We start from the raw sequence: 17,285 nt of genomic DNA, 5'->3' as shown, positions 1-17,285 counted from the left end.
GTCTCAGCTGAGCACGATGGCCCGCTCGGGGCAACTGCCGGCCGCGGTGCGCACCGCGCCCTCGTGCTCGGCGGGAATCTCGGGCACCAGCACCTCGGCGTACCCGTCGTCGGTGAGGTCGAAGACCTCGGGACACAGGGTCCAGCACACGCCGTGCCCCCGGCAGCGGTCCTCGTCCACGGCTGCCTTCATCGGGCGGGCTCCTGCGACAGCGTGAACTGCAGACCGAGGTGGGTCAGTCCGCGCAGGATGTACGTCGGCAGATAGCGGTACTCGCGGGCGTCGGCGGGGCCGTGCACCGCCTCGGAGATCCTGATGTCGGTCGTACGGTCGAGGATGCGCTCGATGGCCACGCGGCCCTCCGCCCGGGCCAGGGGCGCGCCGGGGCAGGTGTGGACGCCTCGGCCGAACGCCAGGTGGTGTCGTGCGTTGGCGCGCGTGGCGTCGAAGGTCTGCGGGTCCTCGAAGTGGCGCGGGTCGCGGTTCACGGCGCCGTTCAGGACCATGAGCGTGGTGCCGGCCGGGATGTCGACCCCGCCCACCGTGGTTGGCACGCGGGAGAGCCGGAAGTCGCCCTTGATGGGGCTCTCCATCCGCAGCACCTCCTCGACGAAGTTCGGGATGCGGTCCCGCTCGGCTCGCAACAGCGCCTGGATCTCCGGCTGTTCGGCAATGACCTTGAGCGCGTTGCTCAGCAGTCGGACGGTGGTCTCCTGGCCGGCCGCGAAGAGGTTGGTGGCGACGCGGGCGACGTCCGCGACCTCGGGTGTCGAGCCGTCGGGGAAGGTGCCGATGGCGAGGCCGGTGATCACGTCGTCGCGGGGTTCCCGGCGACGGTCCTCGACATAGGCCGCGAAGCGTTCGTACAGGTACTCAAGTGGAGTGTGCGCCATCTCGCCCCGGGTGCTGCCGACGCCCCCGTCCGCGTGCGGGCGGTTCTGGAGCTTCTCGGCGAACTCGTCCCGGTCGGCCTCGGGAACGCCGAGCAGGTCGGTGATGACCCGCAGGGTGAACGGGCCGGCGAAACCGCCGATGAAGTCACCTTCCCCGGCGGCCAGGTACTCGTCCAGCTGGGCGTCGGCGAGGTGCCACATGGACGCCTCGTTCTCCTTGAGGCGCCTCGGCGTGATGAGCCGCATCAGCAGCCCGCGGTGAGCGGTGTGCATGGGCGGGTCGAAGGTCGGCAGCTGGTCGCTCATGGGGAGTTCGTCCCGATGCCGCTCGATCAGCTCGCTGACGTCGTCACCCTCCAGCGGAACCGGGAACCCGGGGAAGGGCCCCGTCACCGACACGCACGAGGAGAACGTCTCGGAGTCGCTGAAGACCTGTACCGCCTCGTCGTAGCCCGTCACCATCATCACGTCGTGATGGTTCTCCCGCCGCACGGGGCACTGTCCGCGCAGGGCCTCGAAGTACGGATAGGGGTCCGCGACCACACCCTCGTCCCGGAAGAAGTCGATCGCCTCGAAGTCGTTCACGGTCTGTACGGCTCCCTTCGTCGCCCTGACGGCAGACGATAGCAGCGCTCTTCATTAATGAGAATGGCATTTTCAGGCAGGGGTTTCACCCTGGGCCCCGCCTTGCGGAGATCAGTGGCCGGTCGATCCGCGCCATGGCGGCGAGGGCGTCGTCGGCGGTCCGCATGACGGTCTCGCCCACCGGGGTACCGGCTCCTTCGGCGAGGTCCGCGAGCAGCCGGGCGTCCTTGCGGAGCATCGGTCCGCCATGGGCGGCGATCCGGTCGAGGGTGCCTCCGGCCTCGGCGACCCGACCCAGCGCGAAACTGGCGCCGCTGCCGTGCGCGATGACATGGGCGAGGCCCGCCGGGTCCACGTCGAGGCTGCGGCCGAGGGCGAGCACGTCGGCGGAGGTGGCCAGATTCGCCGTGAACAGGGCGTTGTTGAGCAGCTTGGCGACCTGCCCCGAGCCCACCGGGCCCATGTGGACCACCGGATCGCCGTATGTCTCGAACACCCGTCGGCAGAACGCGACGGTCCCGGACTCGCCCCCGACCATCACCAGCAGGCGCCCCTCGGACGCCGCCCTGCCGCCTCCGCTGACCGGCGCGTCCACCAGGGCGACTCCGCGCAGCCGGGCCCGGTCGGCGAGCCGACGGCAGGTGTCGGGGTGGACGGTGCTGTGCACGGCGATCACTCCGCCGCGCCGCAGCCCGGCCAGCACCCCCTCGTCGCCCGCGATGACCTCCTCGACGTCCGCGTCGTCACCGACACAGACGCTCACGAGGTCACTCGCCGCGGCCAACTCGGCCGCGGAGACTGCACGTCGGGCCGAGGTTCCGGCGAACGGGGTGAGCGAGGCGGGTCTTCTCGCCCACAGCGTCGTCGTGAACCCGGCATCGACGATCCGCCGTGCCATGGGTCCGCCCTGACTCCCGAGCCCGATGAACCCCACCCGCATCAGCCGGTCTCCTGTCCCGCCACTCCGGTGACCGCCGGGTCCGCCTTCGCCGCCGCTTCAGGACGCTCGGGCCGCCAGAACGTCGCCAGCAGCCCCGCTGTGGCCACCACGGCCACGCCGAGGGCGATCGCGCCCCCGGCCCAGCCGGTCACCTCGATGTCGGCGGCGTGGTCCAGGGAGACCTTGCCGGGCCCCAGTACTCCGAGTGCCAGCGAGATCGCGGCCAGCGCCAGGACGTACTCGTAGCCGTCCTTGAACACGAAGAACCCGTTGGGCCGGTGGGCGAGGAGCCCCGCGACCAGCATCACCGAGATCACCGCCGCACAGGCCAGCGGGGTGAACAGCCCGAGGACCAGCAGCGCGCCCGCGCCGATCTCGGTGACCACGCTCATCCACGCCTGCAGCGTTCCGTGCCGCAGCCCGAGCCCGCCGAACCAGCGGGCCGTGCCCTCTATCTTTCCGCCGCCCCGCCAGTGGTTGAGCCCGTGCGCGATCATGATGACGCCCAGGACCACTCTGACGACCAGCACCGCGACCGCTTCCGCGTTCGTCAACTCGCCCTCCCCTGCTGCCGTTCGGCGACTTCTGCCGCCGCTGCCGCTGTCGTTTCCGCTTCCTCGCGTGCGAGTACGCACTCCTCAACGAACGACAGCACCTTGAGGTGATAGGCCATAGACGTCAACCCAATGCTCAAGTTGTGTCCGCCGCGCGTCTGTTCGTCGACGGCGACCCGGGGCGACGCGGTGAACAGGGCGGCGATGTCGGCGAGCGCCGAGGGCCCCGAGTTCCACACCCGTTCGTGCTCGCCGAGCGTGTAGTGGACGGGGACGCGGATCAGCGGGGCGAGCTGGGGGAACGTGTCGATCCAGCTCCGGGCGACGACACCCTCGTACGCGGGTGAGCGCGAGGAGATCCGGGCACCGCCGACCACGTCGTCCGCGTACAGCCGGGACGGCTGCCACAGCAGGTCGCGCACCCCGCTGTTCGGCGGCCGGCGCCGCCAGTCGCCGAGGATTCCGGCCGCGTCGTCGTGGTGGCGGCGTCCGGTGCCGGCGATCTCCAGGCCGAGCAGCTCCGGTCCGCGCCGCTCGTCGGCGGCCATACGGACCCCGAGTTCGCTGCCGATGGAGTGGGCCAGCACGAACACGCCGGCCCCGTGCGGCCGGGCCGCGAGGAGTCGCTCCAAGGCCCCGTAGCCGACATCGACCCGTCGCTCCGGGGACGTGAACTCGTCGGCGTACGGGGCCGAACTGCCGTACCCCGGACGGTCGATGGCGATGACGGTGAAGCCGAGGGCCTCGCCGGTGCGCAGCAGGGACAGCCGGGGCCGGTCGGGGTAGTCGAAGTATCCGGAGAAGGCGGCCCCGCCGTGCAGCGCGAGGACGACGGCGCGCGGTTGCCGAGCCTCGCGCAGCAGCGCCGAGACCGGGATGCCCTCCACGTCGACGACGACACGTGAGGCACCGGTCATGCGTCGGCCCGGAAGAGGATCGCCCCGCTGGGGGTGAGTCCTCCGGTGCTGACCACGGCAACCCGGGCGCCCGTCACCTGGCGCGCTTCGGCCTCGCCGCGCAGTTGGGTGATCGCCTCGTGGACCAGTCCCAGGCCGTGGGTGCGGCCGTGCGAGAGCTGCCCTCCGTGCGTGTTCAGGGGCAGCAGTCCGTCGCGGGCGATGTTCTTGCCGCCGTCCAGGAAGTCCTTCGCCTCGCCTATCCCGCAGAAGCCCAACGCCTCTATCCAGGAAAGGCAGTTGAAGGTGAAGCCGTCGTAGAGCTGTGCGACGTCGACGTCCGAAGGCCGCAGCGAGGTCCGGGTCCACAGGTGCGCGGACTGGCCGAGGACCTGGGGTTCATGGGTGAGGGTGCTCTGGTCCCATTCGATGCGTTCGAGGATCTGGGTGCCGACCGCCTCGACGAGGACAGGCGGTTTGGCGAGATCGCGGGCCGCGTCGACGGCGGACACGATCACGGCGACCGATCCGTCGCAGGGCACGTCGCAGTCGTACAGCCCGAAGGGGGTCGTGACCGTTCTGGCCTGAAGGTAGTCGTCCATGGTCATCGGGTCGCGGTAGATCGCGGTGGGATTGAGCGCGGCGTTCGCCCGCTGATTGAGGGCGATCCAGCCGAGGGTCTCGCGGGTGGTGCCGTAACGGTCGAAGTGGCGCTGCGCGTTCATGGCGAGGGTGTGCGAGGCGGAGATCGCGCCGAAGGGCTTCATCCAGCCCGCGGCCGTGCCGCTGCCGGGCGGGGCGATCCGGCCGCGCTTGACCAGTTCGCCGTACGACGACTCCCAGACCGTACGGAAGCACAGCACATGCCGGGCGAGGCCGCCCGCGACCGCGAGCATCGCCGCGATGAGTGAGCCGCCGGGGCCGAAGGTCTCGCTGCCGCCGTTGTACCAGGTGGGCCGGACACCCAACGCGGCCTCCAGCGCGGTGACTCCGCCCTCGGCGAAGCCTCCGTACGCCCCGGCGCCCGGGTAGGCGGCCAGGCCGTCGACGTCGGCGATGGTCAACCCGGCGTCGGCGATGGCCCGTTCACACGCCTTGACCGTCAGCGACAGGGGCGGTACGAGGAGACGGCGTCCGACCTCCGAGGCGCCCACGCCGGTGATCGCGACCTTGTCCTCGAACTTCTCCGGCGTCACCATCGAGCGTACGTGGGACCGGAATCGGCCGGGTTCGATGGCGTCCGCGGGGAAGGGCGCCGGCGATTCCTGGTCGGCCGCCGGGCGGAACAGGGGCAGCCACGCTGCCCCGGCCCGCTCGAAGACGACCTCCATGCGCATGCCCAACTTCAGTTCGTCCGGGGCGCATTGGACGATGTTGGTGGTGAGGCGGACCCGGGGATCCTCCTCGACGGCGACCTGGGCGACGACGAACGGGGTCGGCAACCCGGGTGCGGGGAAACGGTGGTTGACGGTGAAGCCGATCAGGGTCGCGAAGCCGGAGACGGCCCGCACGCCGGTCTCGTGCCCGTGGCAGTAGCGGCACACCGGCTGCGGCGGATGGATGAGGGCCACGCAGGACCCGCACTCCGTCAGGCGCAGCCGGCCGTCCGCGCCGGAGGTCCAGAAGAAGGCGTTCTCCTCCGTGATCTCCGGCGCGGCGCGGCCCGACGTGTCGGGTGTCTCGTCGTTCATTCGGCGATCTGCGCCTTCGCCTTGCGGACCGTCACCGGTTCGGCGATCCGCTGCTCGTCGCAGACCCGCTGCAGCTTCTCCAGCGTCTCGTCGAGCCCGGCGCCGAGCCGGGGGCCCGGAGTGAAGGTCGCCGGGAGGTGGCGCATGCCCTGGATGATGCCGATGGTCTCGTAGTGCACTGTGCCCTCCGGGTCGCACCGGTAGTCGGGCATACGGTCGAACACCTGAGTGACCATGCGCTTGAAGACCGTCCGGGCGACGTTGGATCCGATGCAGCGGTGGATGCCCAGGCCGAAGCTGCTGTGCCGGTTGGCCGGGCGTTCCAGGTGGATGGTGTCGGGGTCGGGGAAGACGGAGGGGTCGCGGTTGGCCATCGCCCAGGACAGCCAGAGCCGTTCGCCCTCCTTGAAGCGTGTTCCGGCGATCTCGCAGTCGGCGGAGAACGTGCGTCCGTCGCCCGGCGCGGGTGCGAAGAACCGCAGGAACTCCTCCGTGGCAGAGTCCAGCAGGGTGTCCCGGTCGCGGCTGAGTCGGTCCCGCTCAGCGGGATTCTCCCCGAGCCACTCCAGCGCGTGCGCGGTGAGCGCGGTCGTGGTGTCGAAGCCGCCGCCGATCAACAGGGCGAGGACGCCGAGGAGTTCACCGTCCGGTGGAGTACTGCCGTTGATGTCCGCGTGGATCAGGGCGTCCACCAGGCCGGGCCTGGGGTTGGCACGGATCTCGGCGATGGCCCTGGCCAGGCCGATGCCCATGTCCCGGGCCATCTCGGCGACCCGTTTCATGTCGGGCGAGTTGGGGGGCGTGTAGACGGAGGCATGGGCCGGCTCGTTGTAGACGGTCCAGTCCTTGAGCGGGATGCCCATCATCGCCAGGGTGAGAACGGCCGGAACCACGTTGGCGAGGTCGTCGACGAAGTCGATGCGGCCGGACTCGATCTTCTCGTCGATGGCGGCCCGCACCACCTCGTCGATGACCGGGATCCAGCGGCTGATGGCAGCCGGGGAGAGATAGGGGTTGAGCGCCTGGCGGTAGTGTCGCTGCTCCGGCGGGTCCATCTCCAGGAACCCGCCCTGGACCTGCCCACGTTCCTTGGACGGCGGCGGGATGGTGATGCCCTGGTATCCGCGCCGCTCCCCCCTCACATCGTGGTCGTTGGAGATGAACTCGGCGGCCCGGGCCAGTTCGAAGACCTCCCGGTTGCCGCTGGCGACCCAGTGACCGCCGTGCGTCTCGGTCCAGGCGATCGGGCACTTGGACTGCAGCTCGTGGGTGGTCTCGGTGAACTGGTGCCGGTACTCGGGGGTGTGCCGGTCGAAGTGGACGGTGTGCTTCTTACGGTCGGCGGCGTCGTCGTCCGTGGTCATCGTGGTGTTGTTCTCCCCTTCAGGAAACGAAGATCGCGCGTTCCGGACAGGACCTGACCGCCTCGACGACCTGGTCCTGCTGGTCGTCCGGAACCTCCTCGTCGGTCGCCGACGAGTGACCGTCGATCTCGCTCAACTCGAACACCTTCGGAGCTCTCATGGCGCAGAGCGTGTGGCCCTGACAGCGCTCCGGGTCGACCCGTACCTTCACGACCTGATTCCTTCCTCCCGCAGTTCGGGCGTGCTGCCGCGACTTCGCGTTTTCCACCACTGCTTCGCGCGTTCTGGCGCTACTTGAGATCCGCCATCGACTTGCCGACGTCGGCGAGCGTCATCGGCCTGCCGTAGGACCCCTTGTACTTGTATGCCGGGATGTCGCAACGGTAGGAGCCCTGATCCGGCTTGAAATCGGCGACGGTCCAGCCCTTGTCGGTCGCCTGCACCACGTTGAAGCACGTGGGCGGGTTGGTGACCTTCGTCAGATCCCTGGGCGCCTGGAGTCCGCCGGCCGTCCACTCCGTCTGCTTCGTCGCGTTCTCGTACACGCACTTGCGGGTCAGGTCGGTGCACTCGCCCGCGGCTGTGGCGAACAGCAGCCAGTTCGCGAAGGAACGCAGTGCGGGCAGGGTGACCTGGGCGTCGGGCGCGTACTTGGCGAACAGGTCCTGGACCTGCTTGGTCGCCGGGTTGTCGGCGGCCTGCTCCAGGGGGGCCACACCGCCGAGGTCGGCGTAGTTGTTCTGCTTGGCGAGGGAGGTGCCCGCCAGTTGGAGGAGGGCGGGGCCGTAGGCGTTGTTGTTGGTGTCGATCCAGTCGAGCTTGTAGCCGGTGTTGGTCAACGCCTGTTCCAGTTTGGCGAGTTCGGTGAAGGCACCGTTGAAGATGAGGCCCTTGACCTTCTTGCTCTTGATGGTCTGCGCGTACGGCGTCCAGTCGGAGACTCCGGCCGCCGGGTAGACGTCCGCGTAGGCCACCTTGCCGCCGATCGCGGGGATCAGTTCCTTGACCTGCTCGGCGATGATCTTGGTGACCGGTACGTCGCCGGAGATGACGCCGACGTGCTGGGCGGAGTCCGGGTGGGCCTCCTTGGTCAGCCAGGTGTAGTACCCGGTGTAGGGCGCGTAACCGACTCCGGCGCCCTGGGAGAGCACCTGGAGGTCCGCGCCGAGGGCGTTGATCGTGCTGGACTGTGCGGGGAAGTCGGGCAGCAGGCAGGTCAGCCGTGTCTTGACGCCGATACCGTCGAAGGCTGCGCCGCCACCGACGAGGGCGAAGTCGTCCCGGCAGGCCTCGATCATCCGTTGCTGGACCTCCATGAGCTTGGAGTCCCGGGTGACGGGGACGATCTTGCGGCCGTTGATGCCGCCCGCCGCGTTGCACCACGAGGTGAACACCTTGGCCGTGTTGACGAACTCCGGGTTCTTGGTGAACCCGATGTCGCTGAACACACCGACCTTGATCTCGCTGTCGGTGACTCCCTGTTCGGTGACGGCCTTGGGGCTGCCGGAGTGGCAGACGTTCTTGAGTGTGCCGAAGTCCGCGTTCGCGGCGGCGCCGGACGCGGAGGTGGACGGCTCGCCGGCACTGGACGTGTTCGTGGAGCGATCGGAACACCCGGCCAGGGCGAGGACGAGCGCGGTGGCGATGAGCAGTCGTCTCATCGGTCCTCCCGGAGGAATGGTTCTGGAACTGCGGAAATCACCCGGTGACGGTGATCAGGTGACCGCGCCCGCCTCTTTCAGTTCGAGGATGCGGGGCCAGTCCAGGCCCAGTTCGAGAAGGATCTCCTCGGTCTGGGCGGCGAACTCGGGCGCGGGCCCGAGCGGTACGGGGGCGGTGACGTCGAACTGCACGGGACTGGCGGCGAGTTCGAGCTCGCCGGCCGTGACGAGGTACTCGTTGGCGCGGACCTGGGCGTCCTCGCCGACCTGAAGGGTGTTCTGTACGGGGGCCCATGGTCCGGCGAGGGTGGCGAAGCGCTTCGTCCAGTCGGCGAGCGTGCGGCCCGCGAGCACCTCGCGCAGGATCTTGACGGCCTGCTCGGTGTTGGCGGCGATGAGTTCGGCGGTGGCGAAGCGGGGGTCGTCGGCGAGTTCGGGGCGGTCGATGTGGTGGCACACGTCGGCCCAGAACTTGCCGGGCTGCATCATCACGAAGGCCAGATGGTGGCCGTCGGCGGTGACGTACAGCCCGGACAGGGGGTTGGCGACGGAGCCGTGGGCGCCCGCCGGGGGCGCGGCCCAGGGCCTGCCGAGGTGGAGGGAGAGCGCGGTCGCGTGTCCCATGGCCCAGACGCCGCTGCCGAGCAGGGAGACGTCGACGACCGCGGCTTCGCCGGTGCGTTCGCGCCGCAGCAGCGCCGCCGCGATACCGCCGGCGAGGTTCGTCCCGGAGATGGTGTCCCCGTAGGCGGGCCCGGGCGGGTTGACGAGACCCTCGCTGCCGGCCGGGGTGATGCTGGCCGCGGTGCCGGCCCGGCACCAGAAGGCGGTCATGTCGTAACCGCCCTTGACCGCTTCGGGGCCACGCGGTCCCAGGGCGCTCCCCCGGGCGTAGACGATGCCCGGGTTGACGGCGCGGATGTCGTCCACGTCGATACCGAACCGTTCACGGTGTCCGGGCAGAAAGCTGGTGAGGAACACGTCCGCGCGTTTGACCAGGTCGTCCAGCACCTCGCGGCCCTCGGGCTTCGAGATGTCGAGGCCCAGGCTGCGCTTGCCCCGGTTGGCGTGCTCGACGTTGGGGTTCGGGTCGCCCTCGACGACGAACGTGCCGGTGCGCCTGAGCCCGCGCTGCGGGTCGCCGTTGACGGCGTGCTCGACCTTGATGACGTCGGCTCCCCAGTCCGCGAGGACGGCGCCGGCCGAGGGGACGAAGCCGTACATGGCGACTTCGAGGACGCGGATTCCTTCCAGGGGCCTCACCGGACGACCGCCGCGAAGGACTTGTACTCCAGGAACTCCTCCAGCCCGGGAACGCCGCTCTCGCGGCCGATCCCGGACTGCTTGTAGCCGCCGAACGGGACGTCCACGGCGAAGTAGTTGCCGCCGTTGATGCTGAACGTGCCGGTACGGATGCGGCGGGCCAGGGCGAGGGCCCGGTCGTCGTCGGCGCTCTGGATCGCGCCGGAGAGGCCGTAGACCGAGTTGTTGGCGATGCGTACGGCGTCGTCATCGTCGTCGTACGGGATGACCACGAGCACGGGCCCGAAGACCTCGTCCTGCGCGATCTCGCTGTCCGGGTCGACGTCGGTGAGCAGGGTGGGGGTGAAGTAGAAGCCGGGGTCGACCGACGCACCGCCGGTGACCAGTCTGGCGCCCGCGGCGACGGCCCGCCGGACCATTCCGTCGACCTTGTCGCGCTGTTTGGCGCTGATGAGCGGGCCGGCGAGGGTCTTCGGGTCTGCAGGGTCACCCAGGGGCATCCGGGCGAGGCCTGCGGCGACCTTCTCGACGATCTCGTCGTGGTGTGCCCGGGGCACCAGGAGACGGGTGGTGAGCGCGCAGCCCTGACCCGAGTGGGAGCAGATCATGCCGGCCGCGAACATGGCGGCGGTGGTGAGGTCGGCGTCGTCGAGGATGATCATCGCGGACTTGCCGCCGAGTTCCAGGAAGACCTTCTTCACGGTGCGGCCTGCGACCTCCATGATGCGGCGGCCGGTGGCGGTGGAGCCGGTGAAGGAGACCATGTCGACGTCGGCGTGGCCGGTGAGCACCTCGGCGGCCTCGATGGAGGTGGACGTCAGCACGTTGACGACGCCGGGCGGGATGTCCGTGTGCCCGGCGATCAGTTCACCGAGGAACAGGGTGGTCAGGGGGGTGTCCGGGGCTCCCTTGAGGACGACCGTGCAGCCTGCGGCGAGCGAAGGAGCGAGCTTGGCCAGGGCCAGCTGGTTCGGGTAGTTGTACGCGGTGATCGCGGAGACGACCCCGACGGCCTCCTTCTCCACCCAGCGCCGGTGACGCCGACCGCGGATCTCGACCTCGCCGAGGTCCTCGGTCAGGGGGTACTTGCGCAGCAGGTCGGCGTAGTAGCGGACCAACTTGACGGGGTCTTCGAGCTGGGGGCCGTAGGTGAGCATGCGGGGGGCGCCGACCTCGGCGATCGTCAGCTCGCGCAGCCCTTCCAGCTGGTCGGTCAGCGCCTGGTGCAGCTGGTCGAGACAGCGGATCCGGAACTGGACGTCGGTGGACCAGTTCGTGGTGTCGAAGGCCCGGCGGGCGGCGGCCACCGCGGCTTCGGTCTGGGCGACCGTGGCATCGGGGGCCTGGCCGAGTACCTCGCCGGTGGCGGGGTTGAGGGAGGGGAAGGTCTTCTCCGTCCCGACGAGCGATCCGTCGATGAGCAGCCGCTTCACCGCGAACCCCCCGGTACGCCGTTGACTTGCCGCCTCACAGCCGGACCCCCTGGCCGCCGTCGACGGCGATGACCTGGCCGGTCAGCCAGCGCGCCGCGTCGGAGAGCAGGAACAGCACGGTCGGGGTGAGGTCACCCGGCTGCCCCATCCGCCCCAGCGCCAGCCGCTGCGCCATCGCGTCCCGGTGCTCCTTCGGCACGATGGTGCCGGTCGCCTCGGTGTCGGTCGGTCCCGGGGCGATGCCGTTGACCCGGATGTCGCGGCCGCCGAGTTCGGCGGCCAGCGAGGCGGTGAGGTGGTTGATGCCGGCCTTGGCCAGCCCGTAGTACCCGGTGGCCATGTAGGAGGCGGTGGACGACTGGTTGACGATCGCGCCGCCCTCGGTCATGTGCGGGACGACGGCCCTGGTGCAGTAGATCGCGCCCATCAGGTTCACCTGAATGAAGCGGTTGAGGTAGTCCAGGTCGACGGTGGTGATGCCGTCGCGCTTCATGCTGTGGTAGATCGCGGCGTTGTTGACCAGGTAGTCGATCCGGCCGAACTCCGCGACCGTGGCGGCGGCCAGCGCCTCGGCCGACTCCGGGTCCCCCACGTCGACATGGACGAAGATCGCCCCGTCGATGTCCTTGGCGACCCGCTGCCCCTGCTCCTCGTTGATCTCGGCGACGACGACGCGGGCACCCTCGGCGGCCAGCGCCCGCGCGTAGTCCTCGCCGATTCCCTGTCCCGCGCCGGTGACGATCGCCACCTTGTCCTGGAACCGCATCCTGTCTCCTTGCTCGGATGGACGGCTTGCCCCAATGCGGCGGAAACTACATTCTCACTTTCAGCAAATCAACCATCCGAACACGAGAATGTGCAGCATCACAGCAAGTTGAGGGGGAGTCGAGCGCCCTGCCCCCGACGCCGACCTCCCCCGCCCCGATGAGAGATCCGCGCGACACTTCCCGGCGAGCAGTTGCGAGAATAGCATTCTCGCTCACGGAAGGAGTATTTCCATGGCTGACGCGAGGGTGTCGAGTCCAGCCCGGGGCCACAACCACCAGACCAGCGACGGCACGACGTGGGAGACCGCATGAAGACCGCAGTTGTCACCGGAGGCAGCTCCGGAATCGGGCTGGCCGTCGCCGAGCGGCTGAAGGCCGACGGCTACCACGTCGCGACCCTCGACCTGAACCCCTCCGACCCGGGCCCCGCGTTCTCGCGCGTCGCCGACGTCACCGACCGGGCCCAGGTGGACGAGGCACTGGCCGCGGTCCGGGAGCGACTCGGACCGGTCACCATCCTGGTCAACGCGGCCGGGGCGGCCGGCTACAAACGCTTCCAGGACCTCACGTTCGCCGCGTGGCAGCGGGTCGTCGACGTCAACCTCAGCAGCGTCTTCCACTGCGTCCAGGCCGCGCTGCCCGACATGCTGGAAGCCGGCTGGGGGCGGATCGTCAACATCTCCTCCTCCAGCGCGCAGTCCGGACAGCAGTTCATGACGCACTACGTCGCCGCCAAGTCGGCCGTGAACGGGCTGACCAAGTCACTCGCGCTCGAACTGGGGCCGGCGGGCATCACCGTCAACGCCGTCCCGCCGGGTTTCATCGACACCCCCATGCTCCGCAGGGCCGAGTCGCGCGAACTGCTCGGCGGGACGGTCGAGGAACACATCCAGCGCACTCCCGTACGGCGGGTCGGGCGCCCCGAGGACATCGCCGCGGCCTGCGCGTTCCTGATCTCGGAGGAGGCCGGGTACATCACCGGGCAGATCCTGGGTGTGAACGGCGGGCGCAACACGTGAACCGCGCACGCCGCATCACCCCGCTCCCGCACGCCGAGTACCTCAAGGCACTCGGCACGTCGGCCCCCGACGCGCGAAAACCGCCCTCGAACGCGCTCGGGCTGCTGGCCCACCACCCCGATCTGGCCAAGGCGTTCCTCGCGTTCAACAAGTACCTGCTGGTCGAGTCGACGCTGCCGAAGCACACCCGCGAGCTGGCCGTCCTGCGGGTGGCCTGGCGGCGGCGCTGCCGGTACGAGTGGGCGCAGCACGTCCTGATCGCCAGGCGGGCCGGCATCACCGACGCGGAGATCGACCTCGTCCGGACCGGCGCCCCCACCCCGCTCAACCGGGCCGTGGACGAGCTGGAGACGGACTCCCGGCTGTCCGACGCGACCTACCGGGCGCTCCGCACGGACCTGGACGACCGCCAGCTCATGGACCTGGTGTTCACGGTGGGCACCTACGGGGCGCTGGCCACGGCCCTGAACACCTTCGAGGTCGAACTGGACCCAGGAATCCCTGACGAGAACTTCAATAGCCACATATGAGAATGCTATTCTCGTTCTGGAGAAGGGAGTGATCATGCCACACTTCGCCAAGCCGGCGGCCGGAAGCTGGACCGAGCAGTACCCCGAGTTGGGCACGAGCCCCGTGAACTACGAGGACTCGATCGACCCCGCGTACTACGAGGCCGAGCGGGAGGCCGTCTTCAAGCGGACCTGGCTGAACGTCGGCCGCGTGGAACAGGTGCCCAAGACCGGTAGCTACTTCACGAAGGAGCTCGCGGCCGCGGACACCTCGCTGATCATCGTGCGGGGCAGGGACAAGGAGATCCGCGCCTTCCACAACATCTGCCGGCATCGCGGCAACAAACTGGTGTGGAACGACTTCCCGAACAAGGAGGTCAAGGGCACCTGCCGTCAGTTCACCTGCAAGTACCACGCCTGGCGCTACAGCCTCGACGGCGATCTGACCTTCGTCCAGCAGGAGCAGGAGTTCTTCGACCTGGACAAGTCGGACTACGGGCTCAAGCAGGTCCGCTGCGAGGTCTGGGAGGGCTTCGTCTTCGTCAACCTGGACCCCGACGCGCCGCCCCTGCGAGAGTACCTCGGCGATCTCGCCAAGGGCCTGGAGGGGTATCCCTTCCACGAGATGACCGAGGTCTTCACCTACAAGGCCGAGATCGGCAGCAACTGGAAGCTGTTCATCGACGCGTTCGCGGAGTTCTACCACGCTCCCGTCCTGCACATGAAGCAGGCCGTCAAGGACGAGGCCGACAAGCTCCTCGACGTCGGATACGAAGCCCTGCACTACGAGATCCACAGCCCGCACTCGATGATCTCGTCCTGGGGAGGCATGTCCCCGCCCAAGGACCTGAGCATCGTCAAGCCCATCGAACGGGTGCTGCGCAGCGGCCTGTTCGGTCCGTGGGAGGCGCCCGACATCGAGGGGCTCGACCCCCTCCCCCCGGGGCTGAACCCGGGCGCGCACCGGGCCTGGGGGAACGATTCCTTCGAGTTCTTCCCCAACATGACGCTGCTGATCTGGAAGCCCGGCTGGTACCTGACCTACCACTACTGGCCGACGGCGGTCGACAGGCACGTCTTCGAGGCCAACCTGTACTTCGTGCCCGCGAAGACGGCGCGGGAGCGGCTGAGGCAGGAGCTCGCGGCAGTGACGTTCAAGGAGTACGCCCTCCAGGACGGCAACACCCTGGAGGCCACCCAGACCATGCTCAAGAGCCGGGTCGTCACCGACTTTCCGCTCTGTGACCAGGAGTTGCTGCTCCGCCATCTGCACAAGACGGTCGCCGACCATGTCAAGGAGCACACCGATGCTGCCCAGTGAGTTCGCGGCGCTCGAACCGTTCTCCGCCTGGATCCTCGCCTCCGAGCGGGACCGCTACAGCAAGCGGTTGGCCAGCTCCATGGAGGACATGCAGGCCTTCTACGACGCGGCGTTCCCGCTCCTCGATCAGGCCTCCGACCACCTGGACGGGTTCCCTCTCGACGAACTGCCGGAAGCCGAGCGCAATCTGCTGCTGCTGATGTTCTCCCTGGTGAACGTCTCGTTCCCGGTTGAGGTGTGGAAGCAGGCCCGGGTGCCGGACAGTGGGGCCGCCTACATGGACCTCGTCGTCGAACCCAGGGTCTGACCGGTCGTGGTCACGCTCAAGGCGGCGCGTGTACTGCACGTCGAGACCGGGGAGTTCGAGGAACCCGGCCTCGTCCATGTCGACGGCGACCGCATCACACGGGCCGGTGCCGACGCCGTGGGTGACGTGCTGGATCTGGGGGACGTCACCCTGCTGCCCGGCCTGATGGACATGGAGGTCAACCTCCTCATGGGCGGCCGGGGCGAGACCCCGGTCCTGTCCATGGTCCAGGACGATCCGCCGCTGCGTATGCTGCGGGCCGTGGGCAACGCCCGGCGCACCCTCCGGTCGGGCTTCACCACGGTCAGGAACCTCGGGCTGTTCGTGAAGACCGGCGGCTATCTGCTCGACGTCGCCCTGGCCAGGGCCGTCGACGCCGGCTGGATCGAGGGGCCCCGGATCGTCCCGGCGGGACACGCGATCACCCCGACCGGCGGTCATCTGGACCCGAGCGTGTTCGGCGCGCTGGCCCCCGGCATCATGCCGCTCTCCCTGGAGGAGGGCGTCGCCAACGGGGTCGACGAGGTCCGCAAGGCCGTGCGGTACCAGATCAAGCACGGAGCCCGGCTCATCAAGGTCTGCGCGTCCGGGGGTGTCATGTCCCACACGGGCACCCCCGGCGCGCAGCACTACTCCGACGCGGAGCTGCGGGCCATCGTCGACGAGGCCCACCGGCGCGGGCTGAAGGTGGCCGCGCACACCCACGGCGCCGACGCGGTGCGCTCGGCGGTGGAGGCGGGCATCGACTGCATCGAGCACGGCTTCCTCCTGGACGACGAGACGATCGCGCTGATGGCGGAGCGCGGCACCTTCCTCGTGCCGACCACCGCGCTGATCGAGGGCATGGACATGTCGCGGGCGGCGCCCGAACTGCGCGCCAAGGCCGCCGAGGTGTTCCCGCACGCCCGGTCCGTCGTCGCCAGGGCCGCCAAGGCGGGCGTCCGGATCGCGGTGGGCACCGACGCTCCGGCCATTCCGCACGGGCGGGGCGCCCAGGAGATGGTCGCGCTCGTCGAGCGCGGCATGGAACCGCTGGAGGTGTTGCGGGCGGCGACGGTCAACGCCGCCGAGCTGATCGACGCGGACGACCGCGGGCGCGTCGCGGAGGGCCTGCTCGCGGACCTGATCGCCGTACCGGGCAACCCTCTCGACGACATGTCGGTACTGGCAGACGTGCGGTTCGTGATGAAGGGGGGCAAGGTCTTCCGCAACGAACCGCGGTGACACGACGGCAGCGTCGAACAGGGTCGTTCGGCGCTGCCGTCACTGGCCCTTGATGTGCTCCTTCATGCCCTCCAGCCGGGTCAGCACCGGATACCCGCTCACGCTCAGCGCGTTCCCGTGTCCCGTCTCGTGGATGTCGAACACCGACTGGACGGCCGCGTAGAAGCCCTGCACGTCCAGGCTCTGGTTGACGGCCCGCTTCGCCTGGCGCAGCCCGAAGGGGGGCATCCGGGCGATGCGGTCGGCCAGTTCCATGGTCGCCGCGTCGAGTTCGTCGAGCGGCACGACCTGGTTGACCATGCCGACCCTCTCCGCCTCGGCCGCCGTGACAGCCCGCCCGGTGAAGAGGATCTCCTTGGCCTTGCGGGCGCCCAACTCCCAGGTGTGGCCGTGGTATTCGACTCCACCGATCCCCATGTGCACGACGGGGTCGGAGAACTCGGCGTTCTCGGCGGCCACGATGAGATCGCAGGGCCAGCAGAGCATGAGTCCGCCCGCGATGCACTTGCCCTGCACCGCGGCGATCGACGGTTTGGGGATGTTCCGCCAGCGCAGGGTGTACTCCAGATACCGGCGGCTCTCCGCGTTGTAGATCCACTCCAGGGTGATCTCCTTGGGACCCGGCCAGCGGTCCTTCAGGTCGTGCCCGGCGGAGAAGTGCTTCCCGTTGCCGCGCAGCACGATGACGCGTACGTCCTGGTCGGCCGCCGCCCGGCTCCACGCGTCGTCGAGATCGTCGAGGAGCGACATCGTCTGGGCGTTGGCGACCTCGGGCCGGTTGAGGGTGATGACCGCGACCCGGTCCTTGACCTCATACAGAATCTGGTCCATCCGCGTGCTCCTTGTCGGTCCCGGCGG

Annotated in this window: 18 protein-coding genes; 5 read left to right on the top strand and 13 right to left on the bottom strand. The window is 69.3% G+C overall.

Features of this window, described 5'->3' with window-relative positions; genetic code table 11:
- Positions 1-3: 3 nt before the first annotated feature.
- The 12 genes from PV734_RS02440 to PV734_RS02385 form a co-directional block, all read right to left on the bottom strand.
- Positions 4-192: a ferredoxin gene (locus PV734_RS02440; protein ID WP_319091807.1), complete on the bottom strand. Its 189-nt coding sequence runs from the start codon at positions 190-192 to the stop codon at positions 4-6.
- A complete protein-coding gene (locus tag PV734_RS02435) occupies positions 189-1,478 on the bottom strand; it encodes a cytochrome P450 (protein WP_319288634.1) in 1,290 nt (429 codons plus the stop codon). The genes PV734_RS02440 and PV734_RS02435 overlap by 4 nt, the downstream gene beginning before the upstream one ends.
- 85 nt (positions 1,479-1,563) lie before the next feature.
- Entirely contained in the window at positions 1,564-2,418 is an 855-nt protein-coding gene (locus PV734_RS02430) for an NAD(P)-dependent oxidoreductase (RefSeq protein ID WP_319091805.1), read from the bottom strand.
- A complete protein-coding gene (locus tag PV734_RS02425) occupies positions 2,418-2,972 on the bottom strand; it encodes a DoxX family protein (RefSeq protein WP_319091804.1) in 555 nt (184 codons plus the stop codon). Before PV734_RS02425 ends, PV734_RS02430 begins: the two co-directional genes overlap by 1 nt.
- Positions 2,969-3,889 (bottom strand): alpha/beta fold hydrolase, encoded by a 921-nt coding sequence (locus PV734_RS02420; RefSeq protein ID WP_319091803.1) that lies wholly within the window; start codon positions 3,887-3,889, stop codon positions 2,969-2,971. The genes PV734_RS02425 and PV734_RS02420 overlap by 4 nt, the downstream gene beginning before the upstream one ends.
- Positions 3,886-5,559: a thiolase C-terminal domain-containing protein gene (locus PV734_RS02415; RefSeq protein WP_319288633.1), complete on the bottom strand. Its 1,674-nt coding sequence runs from the start codon at positions 5,557-5,559 to the stop codon at positions 3,886-3,888. Before PV734_RS02415 ends, PV734_RS02420 begins: the two co-directional genes overlap by 4 nt.
- The gene (locus PV734_RS02410; protein ID WP_319288632.1) at positions 5,556-6,923 is read right to left on the bottom strand and encodes a cytochrome P450; all 1,368 of its coding nucleotides are present in this window, start codon (positions 6,921-6,923) and stop codon (positions 5,556-5,558) included. Before PV734_RS02410 ends, PV734_RS02415 begins: the two co-directional genes overlap by 4 nt.
- A 19-nt stretch (positions 6,924-6,942) precedes the next feature.
- A complete protein-coding gene (locus PV734_RS02405; protein WP_319091800.1) occupies positions 6,943-7,134 on the bottom strand; it encodes a ferredoxin in 192 nt (63 codons plus the stop codon).
- Positions 7,135-7,213: 79 nt separating this feature from the next.
- On the bottom strand, positions 7,214-8,584 hold the full coding sequence (locus PV734_RS02400; protein ID WP_319288631.1) for an ABC transporter substrate-binding protein: 1,371 nt from the start codon (positions 8,582-8,584) through the stop codon (positions 7,214-7,216).
- A 54-nt stretch (positions 8,585-8,638) separates the two neighbouring features.
- On the bottom strand, positions 8,639-9,847 hold the full coding sequence (locus tag PV734_RS02395) for a CoA transferase (protein ID WP_319091798.1): 1,209 nt from the start codon (positions 9,845-9,847) through the stop codon (positions 8,639-8,641).
- Positions 9,844-11,280 carry an aldehyde dehydrogenase family protein gene (locus PV734_RS02390; RefSeq protein WP_319288630.1) on the bottom strand — a complete coding sequence of 479 codons (1,437 nt, stop codon included), beginning with the start codon at positions 11,278-11,280 and terminating at the stop codon, positions 9,844-9,846. The genes PV734_RS02395 and PV734_RS02390 overlap by 4 nt, the downstream gene beginning before the upstream one ends.
- 34 nt (positions 11,281-11,314) lie before the next feature.
- A complete protein-coding gene (locus PV734_RS02385; RefSeq protein WP_319091796.1) occupies positions 11,315-12,046 on the bottom strand; it encodes an SDR family oxidoreductase in 732 nt (243 codons plus the stop codon).
- A gap of 309 nt (positions 12,047-12,355) precedes the next feature.
- Here PV734_RS02385 and PV734_RS02380 point away from each other — a divergent pair, with 309 nt between their 5' ends.
- From PV734_RS02380 to PV734_RS02360, 5 genes are read left to right on the top strand one after another with little or no spacing between them, the layout of a single operon-like run.
- Complete coding sequence (locus PV734_RS02380; RefSeq protein WP_319091795.1) at positions 12,356-13,066, top strand: SDR family NAD(P)-dependent oxidoreductase; 711 nt, start codon at positions 12,356-12,358, stop codon at positions 13,064-13,066.
- Positions 13,063-13,596 (top strand): carboxymuconolactone decarboxylase family protein, encoded by a 534-nt coding sequence (locus tag PV734_RS02375; protein ID WP_319091794.1) that lies wholly within the window; start codon positions 13,063-13,065, stop codon positions 13,594-13,596. The genes PV734_RS02380 and PV734_RS02375 overlap by 4 nt, the downstream gene beginning before the upstream one ends.
- 34 nt (positions 13,597-13,630) lie before the next feature.
- Positions 13,631-14,896: an aromatic ring-hydroxylating dioxygenase subunit alpha gene (locus tag PV734_RS02370; protein WP_319288629.1), complete on the top strand. Its 1,266-nt coding sequence runs from the start codon at positions 13,631-13,633 to the stop codon at positions 14,894-14,896.
- Positions 14,883-15,203: a hypothetical protein gene (locus PV734_RS02365; RefSeq protein ID WP_319091792.1), complete on the top strand. Its 321-nt coding sequence runs from the start codon at positions 14,883-14,885 to the stop codon at positions 15,201-15,203. The genes PV734_RS02370 and PV734_RS02365 overlap by 14 nt, the downstream gene beginning before the upstream one ends.
- Positions 15,204-15,209: 6 nt before the next feature.
- Positions 15,210-16,427, top strand: a complete 1,218-nt coding sequence (locus PV734_RS02360; RefSeq protein WP_319091791.1) for an amidohydrolase family protein — start codon at positions 15,210-15,212, stop codon at positions 16,425-16,427.
- Positions 16,428-16,466: 39 nt separating this feature from the next.
- On the opposite strand, the gene PV734_RS02355 is transcribed toward PV734_RS02360, so the two are convergent.
- Complete coding sequence (locus PV734_RS02355) at positions 16,467-17,258, bottom strand: enoyl-CoA hydratase (RefSeq protein WP_319091790.1); 792 nt, start codon at positions 17,256-17,258, stop codon at positions 16,467-16,469.
- Between the last annotated feature and the right edge of the window lie 27 nt (positions 17,259-17,285).

Source organism: Streptomyces sp. AK08-02, from assembly GCF_033795085.1.
Taxonomy (GTDB): domain Bacteria; phylum Actinomycetota; class Actinomycetes; order Streptomycetales; family Streptomycetaceae; genus Streptomyces; species Streptomyces echiniscabiei.
The sequence above is the reverse complement of the archived record's forward strand: the minus strand, read 5'-3'. Positions and strand labels throughout refer to the sequence as shown.